Here is a 16,210-nt window from a genome sequence, read left to right on the forward strand (position 1 = left end):
GTTCTGTAATGTCAATCCGTATTAGATTGCTGTTGTCGTATGTTGCGATGGTAATTATTCCAATCGTTTTTTGCGGTATAGCAGTTATGTTAATTAGTGTTACTTTATTTGGTGATATTCGTATTGCAAAAGCAATCATTGGTCTTAATCAAAATAGTCATTCTCTCATTGATAAAGAGCAGGAGGGAGCTATTCGTACAAAAGAAGATGAAGATGATATTTTTAGTAGGTTGAAAATTCTTTCATCGTATGCTCCAGATAAATTGGAGGATATAAATTTTTTAAAGGAAACTGATAAAGAATTAAACGATAATCAAGCAGGATTACTAATTCGAAAAAATGATGAGCTTAAATATTCATCCCCATATTTTAAAATCTCTTCGTTTGATAAATACCTACCCGCATTTGAAACGGAAGGACAAAGAAAGGGAATGGATGTGAAAATAGAGGGTAATTCTTTTTACTATAAGCAATTTGATTACTACGATGAAGAGAAGGATAAGGTTAGTATTTTTGTATTTGAGTATGTAAATCCTTTAGAAGAAATGATTAGAGAATTTTTCCCGTATTTCGTATGCTCTTTAATACTTGGGTTAATTATTACGAATGGAATATTAACATATTTTATATCACGGAGTATTATTAAACCATTGCATTCATTAAAGCAGGCAACGGAAAGAATTCAAAAGGGTGATTTAGATTTTCAAGTAAAGCCACTTGCGAAAGATGAAATAGGTGAATTAAGTTTATCGTTTGAAGAGATGCGTGGCAGGTTGAAGGAATCTGTCGAGTTGCAAATGCAATATGAAAAAAATCGTAAAGAGTTGCTTTCAAATATTTCTCATGATTTACGGACGCCAATAACGGCTATTAAAGGTTATGTACAAGGAATTAAAGAAGGTATCGCTCGAACTCCAGAACAATTAGATAAATATTTAACGATTATTTATTATAAAGTGTTTGATATGGATCAATTAATTGACGAGCTTTTTCTCTTTTCAAAACTTGATTTAAAAGAGGAACCGTTTCAATTTGAAGAGGTTGAAATTAATCAATACTTATCTGATTGTATAGAAGAACTACAGCTTGAATTACAAGATAAGGGAATTGCAGTGAGATGGGATGCTCAAAAGGATACTTCTATTTTGGTAAAAGGTGATCGTGAAAAATTACGTCGTGTTATTACAAATATCATTTGGAATAGTGTGAAGTATATGGATAAAGAAGAAGGATATATAGGAATTCGCATGACCGAATCTATTGATTATGTAACGATTTACATAAAAGATAATGGGGTAGGAATAGAAGAGAAGGCGTTGCCTCATATATTTGAAAGGTTTTATCGTGCAGATCATTCTAGAAATTCTAAAACAGGTGGAAGCGGACTTGGTTTGTCAATTGCACATCAGATTATCACACAACATGGTGGTGATATTTGGGTAGAAAGCAAAAAAGGTAAAGGAACGACGCTGGCATTTACATTACAAAAAATCAATTAGAAAAAGGAGAGCATCTTGAAAAGAATTTTAATTATTGAAGATGAAGCTATTATAGCAGAGTTAGAAAAGGATTATTTAGAGGTTGCTGGGTATACAGTAGATATTGATTACTCTGGTGAAAAAGGTTTACAAAGAGTTCTTCTGGAGGATTATGACTTGTTAATTTTAGACATAATGTTACCGGGAATAGATGGATATGAAATTTGTAAACAAGTTCGATTGAAAAAGGACATACCAATACTTATGGTGTCCGCAAAACAAGAGGAAATCGATAAAATTAAAGGGTTAGGTTTTGGAGCAGATGATTATATTATAAAACCATTTAGCCCAAGTGAAATGGTGGCGCGTGTAAACGCTCATCTAGCCCGTTATGATCGTTTAACAGGAAAGCGAGAACAAATAAAAGATGAAATTCGTATTCGAGGATTGCTTATTGATAAATCGGCACGACGTGTATTTATAAATGGAACTGAGGTCATGTTAACAGGAAAAGAATTTGATTTATTAACTTGTATGGCGGAACATCCAAACCAAGTATTTAGTAAAGATCGTCTCTTTGAAACTGTCTGGGGGATGGATGTAATTGGTGATGCAGCAACGGTTGCTGTACATGTGAAAAATATTCGTCAAAAAATTGAACTCGATCCATTTGATAAATCATACATTGAAACAATTTGGGGAGTAGGATATCGTTTTACACACTAATAAAAAAGCCAGCATTTTTGCTGGCTTTTTATTGTAAATGAATTTACAAACAAGATCCTCCGCTAACATCAATCAATTGTCCAGTAACCCAGCGACTATCAGGAGAAGCGAGAAATGCAGCAGTGTCGGCAATGTCTTCTACTTCACCTAATCGATTGAAAGCTGAAATGTTAGTAGCGTACTGTTTCATCATTGGATCGCTCAAGAGTTCCGCATTCATATCTGTTTGAATGAAGCCTGGAAGTATTGCATTTACAGTAATACCTCGTGCGCCAAGTTGTTTTGCTAGAGTGAAAGTCATTGTGTTAATTGCACCTTTCGTCATACTATATGCAACGAAATCAGGTAAAGAAATGCGAGTTGCGGCTGATGAGATATTAACAATCCGGCTATTGTCACGTAAACGCGGTAGAGCTTGTTGGATGATGAAGAATGGTGCTTTTGCATTTACTGAAACGATTCTATCAAAAAATTGTTCAGTCGTTTCTTCAATAAAAGCACCAGGTCCAATTCCAGCGTTGTTTATTAAAATATCAAATTTTGTTCCACCAGTTCGCTTTTGCAATTCAGTATCTAAAGAATTATATAGGTTTTCTACACCGTGTAAAGATTCAAGATTTGCACCGATAGAAAAAGCTGATCCGCCATTTGATTGAATTTCATGAACAGTTTCTTCAGCATCTTCTTTTCGATTACCATAATGAACAGCAACTAATGCACCATCGTTTGCTAAACGTTTTGCGATAGCACGTCCAATTCCTCGGCTTGCGCCAGTAACTAATGCTATTTTACCTTTTAACATAGTTCTCTCATCTCCTCATAAATTTTTTATATGTTTTTAAGTTGTTTTTCTTTATGTAGAAAAGCAACCATACTTAAGTAATATATGAGTACGTGTAAGAAGTTCATTCCGATTTTGTTTTGAGAAAAATAAACAACCTTTTAGTGTATGAATTGAACTTTAAAAATGAATTTTCAAAAAAATGTTGACAATGAAAAGAACAAAGTCCTATAATACGTTTAACAAATAAAAGTCAATTATGAATTTTCAGACTTTATATTATGTATATGCAAAGAAGAGGAAAGTAGATGATTATGATCGTTTCAGAGAGCTACTCCAAGGCTGCGAGAGTAGTAAGCATCGAATCATTGAATATCACCTCGGAGCATCGCTTGCGAAAGGGAAACTGAGTAGAGGGCGGCGGTATCGTCTCCGGTAAAAGGACGGGGGTCTGGTTGGACCTACAAAGCTTATATTTCGTGAGAAGTGTAAGGAAGCTGAGTGGTAACGCGAAACTCTCGCCTCAGCAATCAAAGCTACTATTAAGTAGTAGTTGATTGCTGAGGTGAGAGTTTTTATTTTAAAAATAGATTAAGTAAGAGAAAAAATGTGTAAGAAGGGATTTGACAAGATGAGAAGTGACATGATTAAAAAAGGTTTTGATAAAGCTCCGCATCGTAGTTTATTAAAAGCAACTGGTTTAAAAGATGAAGATTTTGATAAACCATTCATAGCAATTTGTAATTCTTTTATTGAAATTATTCCAGGTCATAAGCACTTAAATGAGTTTGGGAACCTTGTTAAAGAAGCAGTACGTGCAGCAGGCATGGTTCCATTTGAATTTAATACAATTGGAGTAGATGACGGTATTGCGATGGGTCATATCGGTATGCGTTATTCGCTTCCGAGTCGTGAAATCATTGCAGATTCAGTAGAAACGGTTGTAAATGCACACTGGTTTGACGGAATGATTTGTATTCCAAACTGTGACAAAATTACACCAGGTATGATGATGGCTGCACTTCGAATAAACATTCCAACTGTTTTCGTTTCAGGTGGTCCGATGGCAGCGGGGAAAACATCTAAAGGGGAAGTTGTCGATTTAAGTTCTGTTTTTGAAGGGGTAGGAGCCTATCAATCTGGGAAAATTTCAGAAGAAGAATTAAAGGATATTGAAGATCATGGCTGTCCATCTTGTGGTTCTTGTTCCGGTATGTTTACAGCGAACTCTATGAACTGTTTATGTGAAGTGTTAGGTTTAGCTCTTCCTGGTAACGGGAGTATTTTAGCGATTGATCCAAGACGTGAGGAGTTAATTAAACAAGCAGCAGAAAAATTAAAAATTTTAATTGAAAGAGATATTAAACCACGCGACATTGTAACAGAAGAAGCAATTGATGATGCGTTTGCACTTGATATGGCGATGGGTGGATCAACGAATACAGTATTACACACGTTAGCACTCGCACAAGAGGCGGGGTTAGATTACGATATGAACCGCATTGATGCAGTTTCAAGACGTGTACCGCATTTATGTAAAGTAAGTCCAGCTTCTAATTGGCATATGGAAGATATCGATCGCGCAGGCGGGATTAGTGCAATTTTGAAAGAGATGAGCCGAAAAGAAGGGGTACTTCACCTTGATCGTATAACTGCTACTGGGCAAACATTAAGAGAAAATATTGCTCATGCAGAGATTCAAGATAAGGAAGTTATTCATTCTCTAGAAAATCCTCATAGTGAAGAAGGAGGATTACGTATATTAAAAGGAAACCTTGCGAAAGACGGAGCGGTTATTAAAAGCGGAGCAACAGAAGTAAAACGATTTGAAGGACCTTGCGTTATTTTTAATTCACAAGATGAGGCGCTTGCCGGCATTATGCTTGGGAAAGTTAAGAAAGGAGATGTAGTTGTTATTCGCTATGAAGGACCAAGAGGCGGACCTGGTATGCCGGAAATGTTAGCACCAACATCAGCAATTGCTGGTATGGGATTAGGAGCAGATGTTGCACTTTTAACTGATGGTCGCTTCTCTGGTGCTTCACGTGGTATTTCGGTAGGGCATATTTCACCAGAAGCAGCAGCTGGCGGAACGATTGCACTTCTTGAACAAGGAGATATTGTATGTATTGATGTTGAGGAACGCTTGTTAGAAGTGAGAGTTAGTGATGAGGAATTAGAGAAGCGTAAAAAAGGGTGGAAACGACCAGAACCAAAAGTGAAAACTGGGTGGCTTGGACGTTATGCACAAATGGTAACATCGGCGAATACAGGTGCAGTTCTGAAAATCCCGAATTTTGATTGAGCCAATATAAAAAGAGATAAGGATGATATAAAATGGTGCAAAATGTAAAGGAGAGAGTGAAAATTGAAGATATCTTAATGGCTCATAATTGCATGAAAGATATCGTTATTAAAACACCGTTACAACGAGATTCAGTTTTATCTGAGAAATATGAATGTGACGTATATGTTAAGCGAGAAGATTTACAAGTTATTCGTTCTTTCAAAATTCGTGGTGCGTATAATTTAATTCAAAGTTTACCGAAAGAAAAGTTACAAAATGGTGTTGTTTGTGCAAGTGCTGGTAATCATGCACAAGGAGTTGCTTATACGTGTAATTTATTGAAGATTCCGTCAAAAATTTTCATGCCGACAACGACACCTAAGCAAAAAGTATCACAAGTTGAATTTTTCGGTGGTGATTTCGCAGACATTGTATTAGTTGGTGATACATTTGATAGTTCTTTCCAAGAGGCGCAGCGCTATTGTGTAGAAAATAGGATGACATTTGTACATCCGTTTGATGATCCGTATGTCGTTGCTGGTCAAGGAACAGTCGCTGTTGAAATTATGCATGATATGGAGAAACCAGTTGATTATATATTTACAGCAATTGGCGGTGGTGGATTAGCATCTGGTATTGGTACATATGTAAAGGGGGTTAGTCCTACTACAAAGGTAATCGGTGTAGAACCGATGGGAGCTGCATCTATGAAAGAAGCTTTTCTTCAAAATGAAAATGTTGCATTAGAAAAGATTGATAGTTTTGTTGATGGAGCAGCTGTTAAGAAGGTAGGAAAGTTAACTTTTGAAACATGTAAAGATGTAATTGATGATATTGTTTTAGTACCGGAGGGAAAGGTTTGTACAACGATTTTAGAACTGTATAAGAAAAATGCGATTGTAGCAGAGCCAGCTGGTGCGCTTTCTATTGCGGCACTTGATCTATACAGAGATGAAATAAAGGGAAAAACAGTTGTATGCACGTTAAGTGGTGGAAATAATGATATTGATAGAATGCAAGAAATGAAAGAACGATCCCTTATTCATGAAGGATTAAAGCACTATTTCATCATTGAATTTCCGCAACGTTCAGGAGCACTACGAGAGTTTCTTGATAAAGGATTAGGACCGGAAGATGATATTACTCGCTTTGAGTATATTAAGAAACATAATAAAGAAAATGGTCCAGCTTTAGTGGGGGTAGAATTAAAGCATAAGGAAGACTATGAAGCTTTAATTACTCGTTTTCAAGAAAATAACATTCAATTCGTGGAGCTTAATAAAAATCCTGTGCTGTTTGATTTACTTATTTAATAAAAGAAAAGAGTTAACATACAATTCTACTTGAAATAAAAAAGGTAGATACAAGCGGAGGGAAATCCTGCTTGTTCTATCTTTTTTATTCTTTGAAAGTTAAACGAAATACGCTACATATTCAAGAAGGATAAAGCTAGTTAACCAAAAAAGTATTGCAATACGAATGATTACATACATTGTAAATTCAAAGGGAGTAAGTTTTCTCTCTCGCTTTATTTTTCTTAGAAGTCTAACAGAAAAAAATGAACATAAAAGCAGGATCGCTATAGATATTTTATACACGTTTTCTAACAGACTTATATTTTCTAATAAGTTTTTCAGCATATTCATCACCTATCCCGTAATGTATGTTACAGAGAAATGAATCTCGTGCTGTTTAGTTGCGTTTGTTTATTATTTTCCCAGTGTCATCAATTTCTACATCAGTTGAAACCGTTTGTAAATATTGCAGTGCTTTTTTCTTTTCTTCTTCATTTACAGGAGAAACTTGGTTGTTGCGAATGATGTAAGGATTGAATGACATTTGGACATCCTTACCTTTAAAGGTTAAAGTTAATACGCCTGTTTCGGCACTCTTTCCATTTACATAATTCGGGAATAAAAAGTTTCCTAACGAGTATGCGATAGGAACTTTATTGTAATACTCAAATCCTTGTAACCAATGCGGGTGACTTCCAACGATTGCATCAGCACCCGCCTCTACCATTTTCGGAACATATTGTTTCTGGTATTCTATTGGGCGATTAGATTTTTCGACGCCCCAATGCATATAGACGATTACATAATCAGCATCTTTCTTTTGCTCTTGAATCGTTTTTGTTACAAGATCTAGGTCATATCCGTTTGCAACGCCGGGTTTATTGTCACCAGCTACCCAATTAAAGTTGGGCATAAAGCGTACAAAGGAAAGAAATTTAAACTTTTTTCCTTTTACAGTTAGTTCACGAGCAGTATAAGCATCTTCAGCATTTTTTCCGGCTCCAGTGTAAGGTAGTTTTAATTTTTCGACGTGAGAAATGGTGTCTAGTAGTCCATCTTGCCCATAATCAAGCGTATGGTTATTGCCAATGTTCACGATGTCATATCCGGTGTTTTTAATGGCTTGTAGTGTGGATGGATCACTTTTAATCCAAAATTGTTGCCCAGGTACTTTTTTTTCTCTCGTTGTAAATGCTGACTCTAAATTAACAAAAGAAATATCAGCTTTCGTTATTTCTTCTTTTACGTGTTGGAATGGATAATCAGCCCCATTTTTTTCGATTACGGGACGTAATTGCCAATCGAACATTGTATCACCAGAGAAGGTGAGTGTGATTTCAGGGTCTTCGGTTTTCTTTTCGCTTTTTGAAGCTGTTTTACTAGATTTGTTTTGCATATCAGGTTTGTCTTTCGCTTTTGAAATAAAAGAGTAGTTGATTAATAAAACAATTGGTGTAATGAAAAAGGCTATTAACAGAAATCGTTTTAGTAAAGTTTTCATAAATACCTTCCCTTTTGAGTTTATCCCGCAATTAGATTAACAATGAATCTACTAAAGGCAATCGGTCTTTGTATAGTTACAAAAAAATAGCGGGTTATGTAGTGAAAAACGTTTGTTGATATTCACAATATTACGTTAACATATAGGTAACCTGTAAATCAATGTATAAACCAAAATATAGAAATAAAGAATTCGAAGGGTGAAGAATGAGAAATGGTTATATTAGGAGCAGTTGTAAATGGGATTTGTATTATATTTGGTACTTTACTTGGTAAATTATTTAGTGCGATTCCAGAAAGTATGAAGGGAACAATTATGCATGCAATTGGTTTAGCGGTTACTGTACTTGGACTTCAAATGGCATTAAAAAGTGAAAATTTTCTTGTTGTCATACTAAGTTTAGTTATTGGTACGGTAATCGGAGAATGGCTACAATTAGAAGAAAGGTTAAAACTGTTAGGGGATTGGCTAGAAAATAAAGTTGGATCGAAAGGGAAAGGGAGCATATCAGAAGGCTTTGTAACAGCCACGCTTATTTTTGCAATCGGAGCGATGGGGATACTTGGTGCATTGGACAGTGGGATTCGCGGAAATCATGATATTTTATTTACAAAGGCGATTATCGATGGATTCATTTCTATTATATTAACGACAACTCTAGGAATTGGCGTAGTATTTTCAGCGATTCCAGTGATTTTATATGAGGGAGGTATTGCAGTTTTTGCAACACAAATTAATAGTTTTGTTCCAAAAGAATTAATGAATCAATTTATAGTGGAAATGACGGCTACTGGCGGTATTATGATATTCGCAATCGGATTAAACTTACTTGGATTTATTAAAATTAAAGTGGCAAATTTACTTCCAGGCATATTAATGGTTGGAGTAATTGTTTCTATTATATACGGTTATGGTTTGATAATAAGTCATTAGGGGAAGGGATATAGATGATGGAATTCCAATTTACAAAACGTGCATATAAAATATTGGAGATTGCAGCAGAAGAGGCTGAGTGTAGTAAAGGTATTATCCATCCAGTTCATCTATTTATAGGAGCTTGTAAGGAAGGTACTGGAGTTTGCGCGGAGTTACATATGTATTTATTTCACACGGTGGGTATGGATTTTTTAGCAAAGATATCGTTACTCCAACAATATTATGCAAGTGAAATAGAATACATAAATGTTGGGGAGTTTAAAGTTTCAAATAAGACGATAGAAGTTTTAAAAGTAGCGAAGAAACGGATGGAACGTTTTCAGCAAGTATTAATAAATGAAGGGCATGTTTTATATGCACTGTTTCAAGTTGATACAGTTATTGAAAAGGTTATAAGTAAAAACGTGCAAAAAGAGCTGTTGAGTATTACATCTGAGTCAAGAGACTTAACCGTTGATTTAAAAAGATTTAATCCTATTTATAATAATTTTAATTTTAATGTTAGAAGAGCTGTCTTTTCTGATTTTGAAAAGTTGGCACGTTTTGTTAAGGATGAATTTGGTGAACGTTGGTTAAAATCTTTAGATTATGGATTTCGGACATATAAAGAGGAGTTACCTATTTTTATTGCTGAGCAGGAAGGAGCAATCATTGGTTTCGCTTGTTACGATGTTGTGAGAGGAAAAAAAGGGTTGTTTGGCCCGATGGGTACAGCGAAACATAATCGTGTGAACGGTGTTGGGAAGACGTTATTGAATCATTGTTTATATAACATGAAGAAAAGCGGATATGAGTATGCAATTATAGGACAAGCAGGTCCGATTGAGTTTTATGAGAGGTGCTGCAATGCACGTTTAATACCCATAGGAGATAATTAACTCTATCCCTTTGCAAAGAATGCAAAGGGATAGAGTTTTATTATGTATAAATCAAATTACTAAACTTTTTCCAGGAAACGGTGTAGAATGGGTATCTAATGAAAGAAGGTGTGAAAATGGCCAGCTGGAAACGAAATTTAATGATTTGTTGGCTAGGTTGTTTTACCACTGCAGCCGGTATGAGTTTAGTAATTCCTTTTTTATCTTTTTATATTGAGGAATTAGGGGTGACCGGCACTTCTAGTATTGCACAGTGGTCGGGACTTGCATTTGGTGTAACATTTTTAATGGGTGCGATTGTATCACCGATATGGGGAAAGCTCGGTGATATACATGGACGGAAATTGATGCTTATACGTGCTAGCCTTGGTATGGCGATAATTATGACGCTTATGGGGTTTGTGACAGATGTGTATCAATTAGTCGCACTTCGGTTTTTAATGGGATCGGTATCAGGTTTCCTTTCTACAGCGATGACACTTATTGCTGCAGAAACTCCGCAAGAACATTCAGGTTGGGCAATTTCTACAATCTCAACTGGAGGCGTGAGCGGTTCATTACTTGGGCCGATACTCGGAGGTTATTTGTCAGAGTTAATCGGAATGCGCCATGTTTTTCTAGTTACAGGAGCTTTCTTATTCCTGTCCTTTCTTATCGTCTTTTTCTTCTTACATGAGGAGAAACATTCTGCTAAAGAAAAAAAGGCACAGCCGAAAAAAGTATGGACGATGGTCCCTGCAAAACATTTAATAATAAGTTTATTTGTAGCAACGTTTATTATTCAGCTTGCAAATATGTCGATTCAACCTATTATTACGTTGTACGTAAAGTATTTGGCAGGACCAGGAACAGATCATATTGAAATGCTTGCAGGTGCAGTCATGTCTGCGACAGGATTAGCAGTAATTTTAGCAGCTCCTAAGCTAGGAAGATTATCAGATCATATTGGACCTCAAAAAACGTTAGTTGTAGCGTTGTTTGCTGCAGGAATTATTTTTATTCCGCAAGCATTTGTAACCTCAGCTTGGCAACTATTAATTCTTCGCTTTTTATTAGGTATTGCACAAGCAGGACTATTACCTTCCGTACAAACTCTACTAAAACAACATACGCCAACCCATGTAACGGGACGAATATTTGGATATAATCAATCGTTTCAGTTTTTAGGAAATATGATTGGGCCAGTACTTGGTGGACAAATTGCAGCTCATGCAGGCTTCCAATATGTTTTCTTCTCTACATCATCACTATTATTTATTGCGTGCATTTGGGTTTATTTTCATAGTAAGAACGAAGAGGTATCAGAGAAACGACATTTGGAAGTTAGTTAACTATGTGAATGAAAAACAGAAAAAGGATGAAGCAATATTGCTTCATCCTTTTTCATTAAAATTGAAGGCAAAGATAACTTAATGTACCAAGCTCGTAGCTACGGTGAATGACCGTACCGTCGTTCTCACCACTACCCATCGCGATAAATAGAGGAACAAAATGTTCCGCTCTTGGTACAGCTAATTGTGCATGAGGAGCATTTCTTTCCCAGTTAAACAATGCATCTTTATCGCTAGTATGCATATGATTTATAATCCAATCATCAAATTCAATCGCCCATTGTTCCGGAGTTGTTTCATTCCATTTTAATGCTCGTAAATTATGAACAGTAACTCCGCTGCCGATTACTAAAATATCTTCTTGTCCAAGTCCTTTTAGTGCTTCTCCAATTTCAAATTGTTCTTTTGCAGGAAGGAATGGATTTACTGATATTTGTACGACAGGAATATTGGCTTCTGGGTACATACGATGCAGGAGTGTCCATGAACCATGATCTAAACCTCTCGTCATATTATGATGGACTGGAATGCCTTTGTTTTTAAATTTTGTTTCTAGCATAGACGCAATGCTAGAAGAGCCTTTCGCATGATATTTGATTTCGTATAACTCAGGAGGAAAACCTCCAAAGTCATAAATTGTTTCATATACTTCATCTGAAGAGGAGATCGTTAATACTTCACTTTCCCAGTGAGCGGTAAAAATAACAATAGCTTTCGGTTTATATGTTTCTCCAAGTGTCTTTAAAAAGCGTGTATAGTCTGTATCTTGAATAGCAAGCATAGGTGATCCATGTGCTAAAAATAGTGAGGGCATCATGATTAAAACCTCCTAAAAATATATTAATTACTTTATGTAAGTAACTATATAATTTTATTTTAAATTCGTCAAGATAATAGTTTAATATGTAATCGGAAAAATAGATCATTTGTCATAATGAAAGCAATTGCATATAATACATAATAAGAATAATGAATGTTTATTCATTATAAAAAAAGATATACATAATAGATTTGGAGGCTGTCGGAATGAGCATACAGGAAAATTTCGTTACGGCATTGGATAAATCGGAAATTTACTTGCGTAAATGGTTACCAGAAGGAAATCCGCGGGGAATTGTTCAAATTGCACATGGTATGACAGAACATGCAGGTGTTTATACAGAATTTATTGATGCTTTATTAGAAGCAGGATATGGTGTTTATGCTCATGATCATAAAGGGCATGGAAAAACAGTGAAAAGGGAAGAAGACTATGGTCATTTTGAACCAAATGTAGGTTGGAATCAGGCTGTGTCTGATGTTATCTTTGTTTCGGAAATGATAAAAGAAGAGCAGACATGCCCGTTATTTTTACTTGGACATAGTATGGGTTCTTTTTTATCAAGACGTGCTGTACAACTTAAAGGTGAATTATATGATGGATTCCTTATTTCAGGAACTGGTGGAAATCCAGGGCTTTTAGGAAGTATCGGTCATAAAGTAGCGACAATTGAGATGAAACTTCGCGGAAAGAAAAGGAAAAGTCCGATGCTGAACTTCTTATCTTTCGGAAACTTCAACTCACACTTTAAGCCAAATCGTACGAAATTTGATTGGTTATCTTCAGATATTCATCAAGTTGATAATTATATTGCGGATCCGTTATGTGGATTCATTTGCACGACTAGTTTTTACCGAGAATTGTTTCATGGAGTTCTAGAAGTAAATAAAATAGAAGAATACAAGAAGACACCAAAAAATCTTCCAATACATATATTCTCTGGTGATCGTGATCCTGTTGGGGATATGGGGAAAGGTGTAAAAGAAGTATACGAAAACTATAAAAAATGTGGTGTGAAAGATGTAACACTTCGTTTATATGAAAATGGTAGACATGAAATGTTCCATGAAGTGAATAGAGAAGATGTATTTCAAGATTTGATTTCATGGTTAGATGAGCATATTGTATAAGAAGAAACCTCACTTCATGCTGAAGTGAGGTTTTTTGAAAAATTGGAGGATTGATTATGAGTGAATTTGTAAATAAAGAATATGTAGAAATAGATTTTCAAGATGTCTGGATAAAAGAAGAGGAATTGAAAAATTGTACCTTCATAAAATGCCGTTTTAGAGGGATAGATGCATCAGAAGTTTTTACTAAAAATTGTAATTTCATAGAATGTGATTTTACTGGTACTCTTTTTAATGCTTCTATCCATCAAGGAACTACGTTTGCTAATTGTAGGTTTTTTGGTGCGAATTTATTTGTATCTAAGTTTGAAGAATGTAAAATGACTGGTTCGGATTTCGAAGAGGCGAATTTAGACGGAATAACAATTATATCAGGCGATTGGTCATATACGAATTTAAGGTTTGCAAACTTAAGTAAACAAATGTTAAAGGGTATTCGTTTAATTGAAGCTGACCTATATGAATGTAATTTAGAAAAAGCAGATTTGCGTGAAGCGGATTTAACGGGCGCACAATTAGGTAAGGTGAAACTTAGTGGGGCGGATTTAAGAGGAGCTGTAGTTGATAGAGTTGATTTTAAAGCTTTTGATTTAAAAAACGTGAAATTAGATATAGCGCAGGCGGTTGCAGTTGCGAGATGTTATGGAGCAAAGGTGAATTAAATCATTTGTAACACCGTTCAATATATTGAACGGTGTTACAAATAGTAATGATTTTTAAAAATTGCCTTTTACCGCTTTTATAATATGATGTGTGAAATTGCTAATGTCAGGAGATGCTGAATATGGATAGCATAAAGATTAAACAACTATATGAAGCATTAAGAAAATCTTGGTCAATAGAAACGAGTTCTAAGTGGACGAGCGAAAGCCCAGCAAAGGGACAATGTGGTGTAACGGCCCTTATTGTCCAAGAATTGTGCGGGGGAGAGATAATAAAGACGAAGATAGGTGAAGTATGGCATTTCTACAATAAAGTAGATGGGAAAAGGTATGATTTTACTAGGACCCAATTTCATGAAACATTAAACTATATGGACATGAAGTCGAGCCGTGAAGAAGCATTTGCAGATACAAATGAAAAACAATATAGCATTTTGAAGGAAAAGACAACGAAAGAATTAAAATTATCTTTTGACTCTTAATCTTCAATAAGTTACTATAATGGTGGTAACTAATTAAAGGGAACTTCATAGAGTTGAAAGGGGAAATACTTTTGAAAACAACTTATGTAAACGCTACAATTGCAACGATGAATGAACAAAATGAAGTGATAGAAAATGGATATATCATTGTAGAAAATGATCAAATTATAGATGTAAATAGCGGAGAATTCGCTAACGATTTTGAAGTAGATGAAGTAATTGACATGAAAGGAAAGTGGGTTTTACCAGGGCTTGTCAATACACATACACATGTTGTTATGAGCCTTTTGAGAGGTATCGGAGATGATATGTTATTGCAGCCATGGCTTGAGACGAGAATTTGGCCACTTGAAAGTCAGTTTACGCCAGAGCTTGCGGTCGCTAGCACGGAATTAGGATTACTTGAAATGGTGAAAAGTGGTACAACATCATTCTCTGATATGTTTAATCCTATTGGAGTAGACCAAGATGCAATTATGGAAACGGTATCAAGGAGTGGAATGCGTGCTGCTGTTTCAAGAACTTTATTTAGCTTCGGAACGAAAGACGATGAAAAGAAAGCAATTGAAGAAGCTGAGAAATATGTGAAGCGTTACTATAACGAAAGTGGTATGTTAACTACGATGGTTGCACCGCATAGTCCATATACATGTTCCACAGAACTGTTAGAAGAGTGTGCTCGTATTGCAGTAGAAAATCAAACGATGGTTCATATTCATCTTTCTGAAACAGAGCGTGAAGTACGTGATATTGAAGCACAGTATGGGAAGCGTCCAGTAGAATATGCAGCAAGTTGCGGATTGTTTAAACGCCCAACAGTTATTGCGCACGGTGTAGTATTAAATGAAAATGAGCGTGCATTTTTAGCAGAACATGATGTTCGAGTAGCTCATAACCCAAATAGTAATTTAAAACTAGGTTCTGGTATAGCGAATGTAAAAGCGATGCTAGAAGCAGGAATAAAAGTAGGAATTGCAACAGATAGTGTGGCGTCTAACAACAATTTAGATATGTTTGAAGAAATGCGTATAGCGACTTTATTACAAAAAGGTATTCATCAAGATGCAACAGCATTACCAGTTGAAACAGCTCTTTCTCTTGCGACAAAAGGAGCTGCGGAAGTAATTGGTATGAAACAAACGGGATCACTTGAGGTTGGTAAGTGTGCTGATTTTATTACGATTGATCCATCTAATAAGCCACATTTACAACCGGCAGATGAAGTGTTATCACATCTTGTGTATGCAGCTAGTGGAAAAGATATAAGCGATGTAATTATTAATGGTAAACGTGTCGTTTGGAATGGTGAATGTAAAACATTAGATGAAGAGCGTATTATATTTGAAGCAAGTCGTTATAAACGAGGTTTACAAAGATAGGTATTTCAGGCTGTGGAGAAAGTCTTCTCCACAGTCTATTTTTGTGCCTTTCCCTTTTTTTCGTCAGTGTTGACACATAAAAAGAAGTTGTTTCGTGGTTGTAATGAAAATGGGCAAAGAATAGGTATAAGTACCCCCCTTTTTTTATATTACGTGGTAAATTAATCGAAATAAGGTTAATTAAGGAGAATGATGAAATGATGATTTTTGCTCCGATTGGATTGGGTGTATTTGTAGGTGCAATTGTAATATTGTTAACTGTTTTTTTTAGAAAACAGACAGATTCTAGGGTAATAAAAAATGTTCCAGGTATTGTAGGGACATTCGCTGCATTGTATCTGTTTTATAAAGGTTTTTTTGAAGTGAGAGGGTTTGAAGGTGCAGCTTATGGTGTTATCTCCATAACGCTAATTATATTTTCCTTAATTTCAATAACAATAGCGAATAAGGGGAAAGGCGCAGTAAGTTAAATATGAAGATACCTGCCTTTTTATACCATTCAACATCATTTTTGTGGTCAGGAA

16 protein-coding genes are annotated in these 16,210 nt (G+C 35.6%); 12 read left to right on the forward strand and 4 right to left on the reverse strand.

The genetic code is table 11. The features are described 5' to 3' along the window. The first annotated feature begins 8 nt into the window (after positions 1 to 8). Both B5P40_RS00985 and B5P40_RS00990 read left to right on the forward strand, forming a co-directional pair. Positions 9 to 1,499, forward strand: a complete 1,491-nt coding sequence (locus B5P40_RS00985) for a sensor histidine kinase (protein WP_033708987.1) — start codon at positions 9 to 11, stop codon at positions 1,497 to 1,499. Between the two features lie 15 nt (positions 1,500 to 1,514). Beyond that, the gene (locus B5P40_RS00990; RefSeq protein ID WP_002031197.1) at positions 1,515 to 2,204 is read left to right on the forward strand and encodes a response regulator transcription factor; all 690 of its coding nucleotides are present in this window, start codon (positions 1,515 to 1,517) and stop codon (positions 2,202 to 2,204) included. A gap of 43 nt (positions 2,205 to 2,247) precedes the next feature. On the opposite strand, the gene B5P40_RS00995 is transcribed toward B5P40_RS00990, so the two are convergent. After that, positions 2,248 to 3,006 carry an SDR family oxidoreductase gene (locus B5P40_RS00995; protein ID WP_113708707.1) on the reverse strand — a complete coding sequence of 253 codons (759 nt, stop codon included), beginning with the start codon at positions 3,004 to 3,006 and terminating at the stop codon, positions 2,248 to 2,250. A 610-nt stretch (positions 3,007 to 3,616) separates the two neighbouring features. Here B5P40_RS00995 and ilvD point away from each other — a divergent pair. Both ilvD and ilvA read left to right on the forward strand, forming a co-directional pair. Next, the gene (gene ilvD / locus B5P40_RS01000) at positions 3,617 to 5,290 is read left to right on the forward strand and encodes a dihydroxy-acid dehydratase (protein ID WP_113708708.1); all 1,674 of its coding nucleotides are present in this window, start codon (positions 3,617 to 3,619) and stop codon (positions 5,288 to 5,290) included. Between the two features lie 32 nt (positions 5,291 to 5,322). Beyond that, positions 5,323 to 6,585, forward strand: coding sequence for a threonine ammonia-lyase IlvA (gene ilvA / locus B5P40_RS01005; RefSeq protein WP_002012149.1), 1,263 nt, complete (start codon positions 5,323 to 5,325; stop codon positions 6,583 to 6,585). 99 nt (positions 6,586 to 6,684) lie between these two features. On the opposite strand, the gene B5P40_RS01010 is transcribed toward ilvA, so the two are convergent. Further along, positions 6,685 to 6,912 (reverse strand): hypothetical protein, encoded by a 228-nt coding sequence (locus tag B5P40_RS01010; protein ID WP_113708709.1) that lies wholly within the window; start codon positions 6,910 to 6,912, stop codon positions 6,685 to 6,687. Positions 6,913 to 6,964: 52 nt separating this feature from the next. After that, positions 6,965 to 8,068, reverse strand: a complete 1,104-nt coding sequence (locus tag B5P40_RS01015; RefSeq protein ID WP_002126792.1) for a CapA family protein — start codon at positions 8,066 to 8,068, stop codon at positions 6,965 to 6,967. Positions 8,069 to 8,281: 213 nt separating this feature from the next. On the opposite strand from B5P40_RS01015, the gene B5P40_RS01020 reads away from it, so the two are divergent. The 3 genes from B5P40_RS01020 to B5P40_RS01030 all read left to right on the forward strand — a co-directional run bounded on the left by B5P40_RS01020 (position 8,282) and on the right by B5P40_RS01030 (position 11,213). Next, complete coding sequence (locus B5P40_RS01020) at positions 8,282 to 9,001, forward strand: DUF554 domain-containing protein (RefSeq protein WP_000236011.1); 720 nt, start codon at positions 8,282 to 8,284, stop codon at positions 8,999 to 9,001. A gap of 14 nt (positions 9,002 to 9,015) precedes the next feature. Then, positions 9,016 to 9,882: a GNAT family N-acetyltransferase gene (locus B5P40_RS01025; protein ID WP_113708710.1), complete on the forward strand. Its 867-nt coding sequence runs from the start codon at positions 9,016 to 9,018 to the stop codon at positions 9,880 to 9,882. 116 nt (positions 9,883 to 9,998) lie between these two features. Beyond that, positions 9,999 to 11,213 (forward strand): multidrug efflux MFS transporter, encoded by a 1,215-nt coding sequence (locus B5P40_RS01030; RefSeq protein ID WP_113708711.1) that lies wholly within the window; start codon positions 9,999 to 10,001, stop codon positions 11,211 to 11,213. Between the two features lie 55 nt (positions 11,214 to 11,268). Here B5P40_RS01030 and B5P40_RS01035 read toward each other — a convergent pair whose 3' ends face one another. Then, complete coding sequence (locus B5P40_RS01035) at positions 11,269 to 12,030, reverse strand: DODA-type extradiol aromatic ring-opening family dioxygenase (RefSeq protein ID WP_002012144.1); 762 nt, start codon at positions 12,028 to 12,030, stop codon at positions 11,269 to 11,271. A 209-nt stretch (positions 12,031 to 12,239) separates the two neighbouring features. On the opposite strand from B5P40_RS01035, the gene B5P40_RS01040 reads away from it, so the two are divergent. The 5 genes from B5P40_RS01040 (at position 12,240) to B5P40_RS01060 (ending at position 16,156) form a co-directional block, all read left to right on the forward strand. Next, positions 12,240 to 13,163, forward strand: coding sequence for an alpha/beta fold hydrolase (locus B5P40_RS01040; RefSeq protein ID WP_113708712.1), 924 nt, complete (start codon positions 12,240 to 12,242; stop codon positions 13,161 to 13,163). A 56-nt stretch (positions 13,164 to 13,219) separates the two neighbouring features. Then, entirely contained in the window at positions 13,220 to 13,825 is a 606-nt protein-coding gene (locus tag B5P40_RS01045) for a pentapeptide repeat-containing protein (protein ID WP_002189192.1), read from the forward strand. A gap of 122 nt (positions 13,826 to 13,947) precedes the next feature. Beyond that, entirely contained in the window at positions 13,948 to 14,307 is a 360-nt protein-coding gene (locus tag B5P40_RS01050) for a YunG family protein (protein WP_002086281.1), read from the forward strand. A gap of 53 nt (positions 14,308 to 14,360) precedes the next feature. Continuing rightward, a complete protein-coding gene (locus tag B5P40_RS01055) occupies positions 14,361 to 15,686 on the forward strand; it encodes a bifunctional S-methyl-5'-thioadenosine deaminase/S-adenosylhomocysteine deaminase (protein ID WP_012260737.1) in 1,326 nt (441 codons plus the stop codon). Positions 15,687 to 15,883: 197 nt separating this feature from the next. Continuing rightward, the gene (locus B5P40_RS01060; RefSeq protein WP_113708713.1) at positions 15,884 to 16,156 is read left to right on the forward strand and encodes a hypothetical protein; all 273 of its coding nucleotides are present in this window, start codon (positions 15,884 to 15,886) and stop codon (positions 16,154 to 16,156) included. Positions 16,157 to 16,210 lie beyond the last annotated feature (54 nt).

Source organism: Bacillus sp. SRB_8 (assembly GCF_003264205.1).
GTDB classification, from domain to species: domain Bacteria; phylum Bacillota; class Bacilli; order Bacillales; family Bacillaceae_G; genus Bacillus_A; species Bacillus_A mycoides.

Coding starts and splice junctions, on each gene's coding strand:
- B5P40_RS00995 (WP_113708707.1), bottom strand. CDS start 3,006: ATGTTAAAAGGTAAAATAGCATTAGTTACTGGCGCAAGCCGAGGAATT.
- B5P40_RS01060 (WP_113708713.1), top strand. CDS start 15,884: ATGATGATTTTTGCTCCGATTGGATTGGGTGTATTTGTAGGTGCAATT.
- B5P40_RS01045 (WP_002189192.1), top strand. CDS start 13,220: ATGAGTGAATTTGTAAATAAAGAATATGTAGAAATAGATTTTCAAGAT.
- B5P40_RS01015 (WP_002126792.1), bottom strand. CDS start 8,068: ATGAAAACTTTACTAAAACGATTTCTGTTAATAGCCTTTTTCATTACA.
- B5P40_RS01010 (WP_113708709.1), bottom strand. CDS start 6,912: ATGCTGAAAAACTTATTAGAAAATATAAGTCTGTTAGAAAACGTGTAT.
- B5P40_RS01035 (WP_002012144.1), bottom strand. CDS start 12,030: ATGATGCCCTCACTATTTTTAGCACATGGATCACCTATGCTTGCTATT.
- B5P40_RS01050 (WP_002086281.1), top strand. CDS start 13,948: ATGGATAGCATAAAGATTAAACAACTATATGAAGCATTAAGAAAATCT.
- ilvD (WP_113708708.1), top strand. CDS start 3,617: ATGAGAAGTGACATGATTAAAAAAGGTTTTGATAAAGCTCCGCATCGT.
- B5P40_RS00985 (WP_033708987.1), top strand. CDS start 9: ATGTCAATCCGTATTAGATTGCTGTTGTCGTATGTTGCGATGGTAATT.
- B5P40_RS01020 (WP_000236011.1), top strand. CDS start 8,282: ATGGTTATATTAGGAGCAGTTGTAAATGGGATTTGTATTATATTTGGT.
- B5P40_RS01025 (WP_113708710.1), top strand. CDS start 9,016: ATGATGGAATTCCAATTTACAAAACGTGCATATAAAATATTGGAGATT.
- B5P40_RS01030 (WP_113708711.1), top strand. CDS start 9,999: ATGGCCAGCTGGAAACGAAATTTAATGATTTGTTGGCTAGGTTGTTTT.
- ilvA (WP_002012149.1), top strand. CDS start 5,323: ATGGTGCAAAATGTAAAGGAGAGAGTGAAAATTGAAGATATCTTAATG.
- B5P40_RS01040 (WP_113708712.1), top strand. CDS start 12,240: ATGAGCATACAGGAAAATTTCGTTACGGCATTGGATAAATCGGAAATT.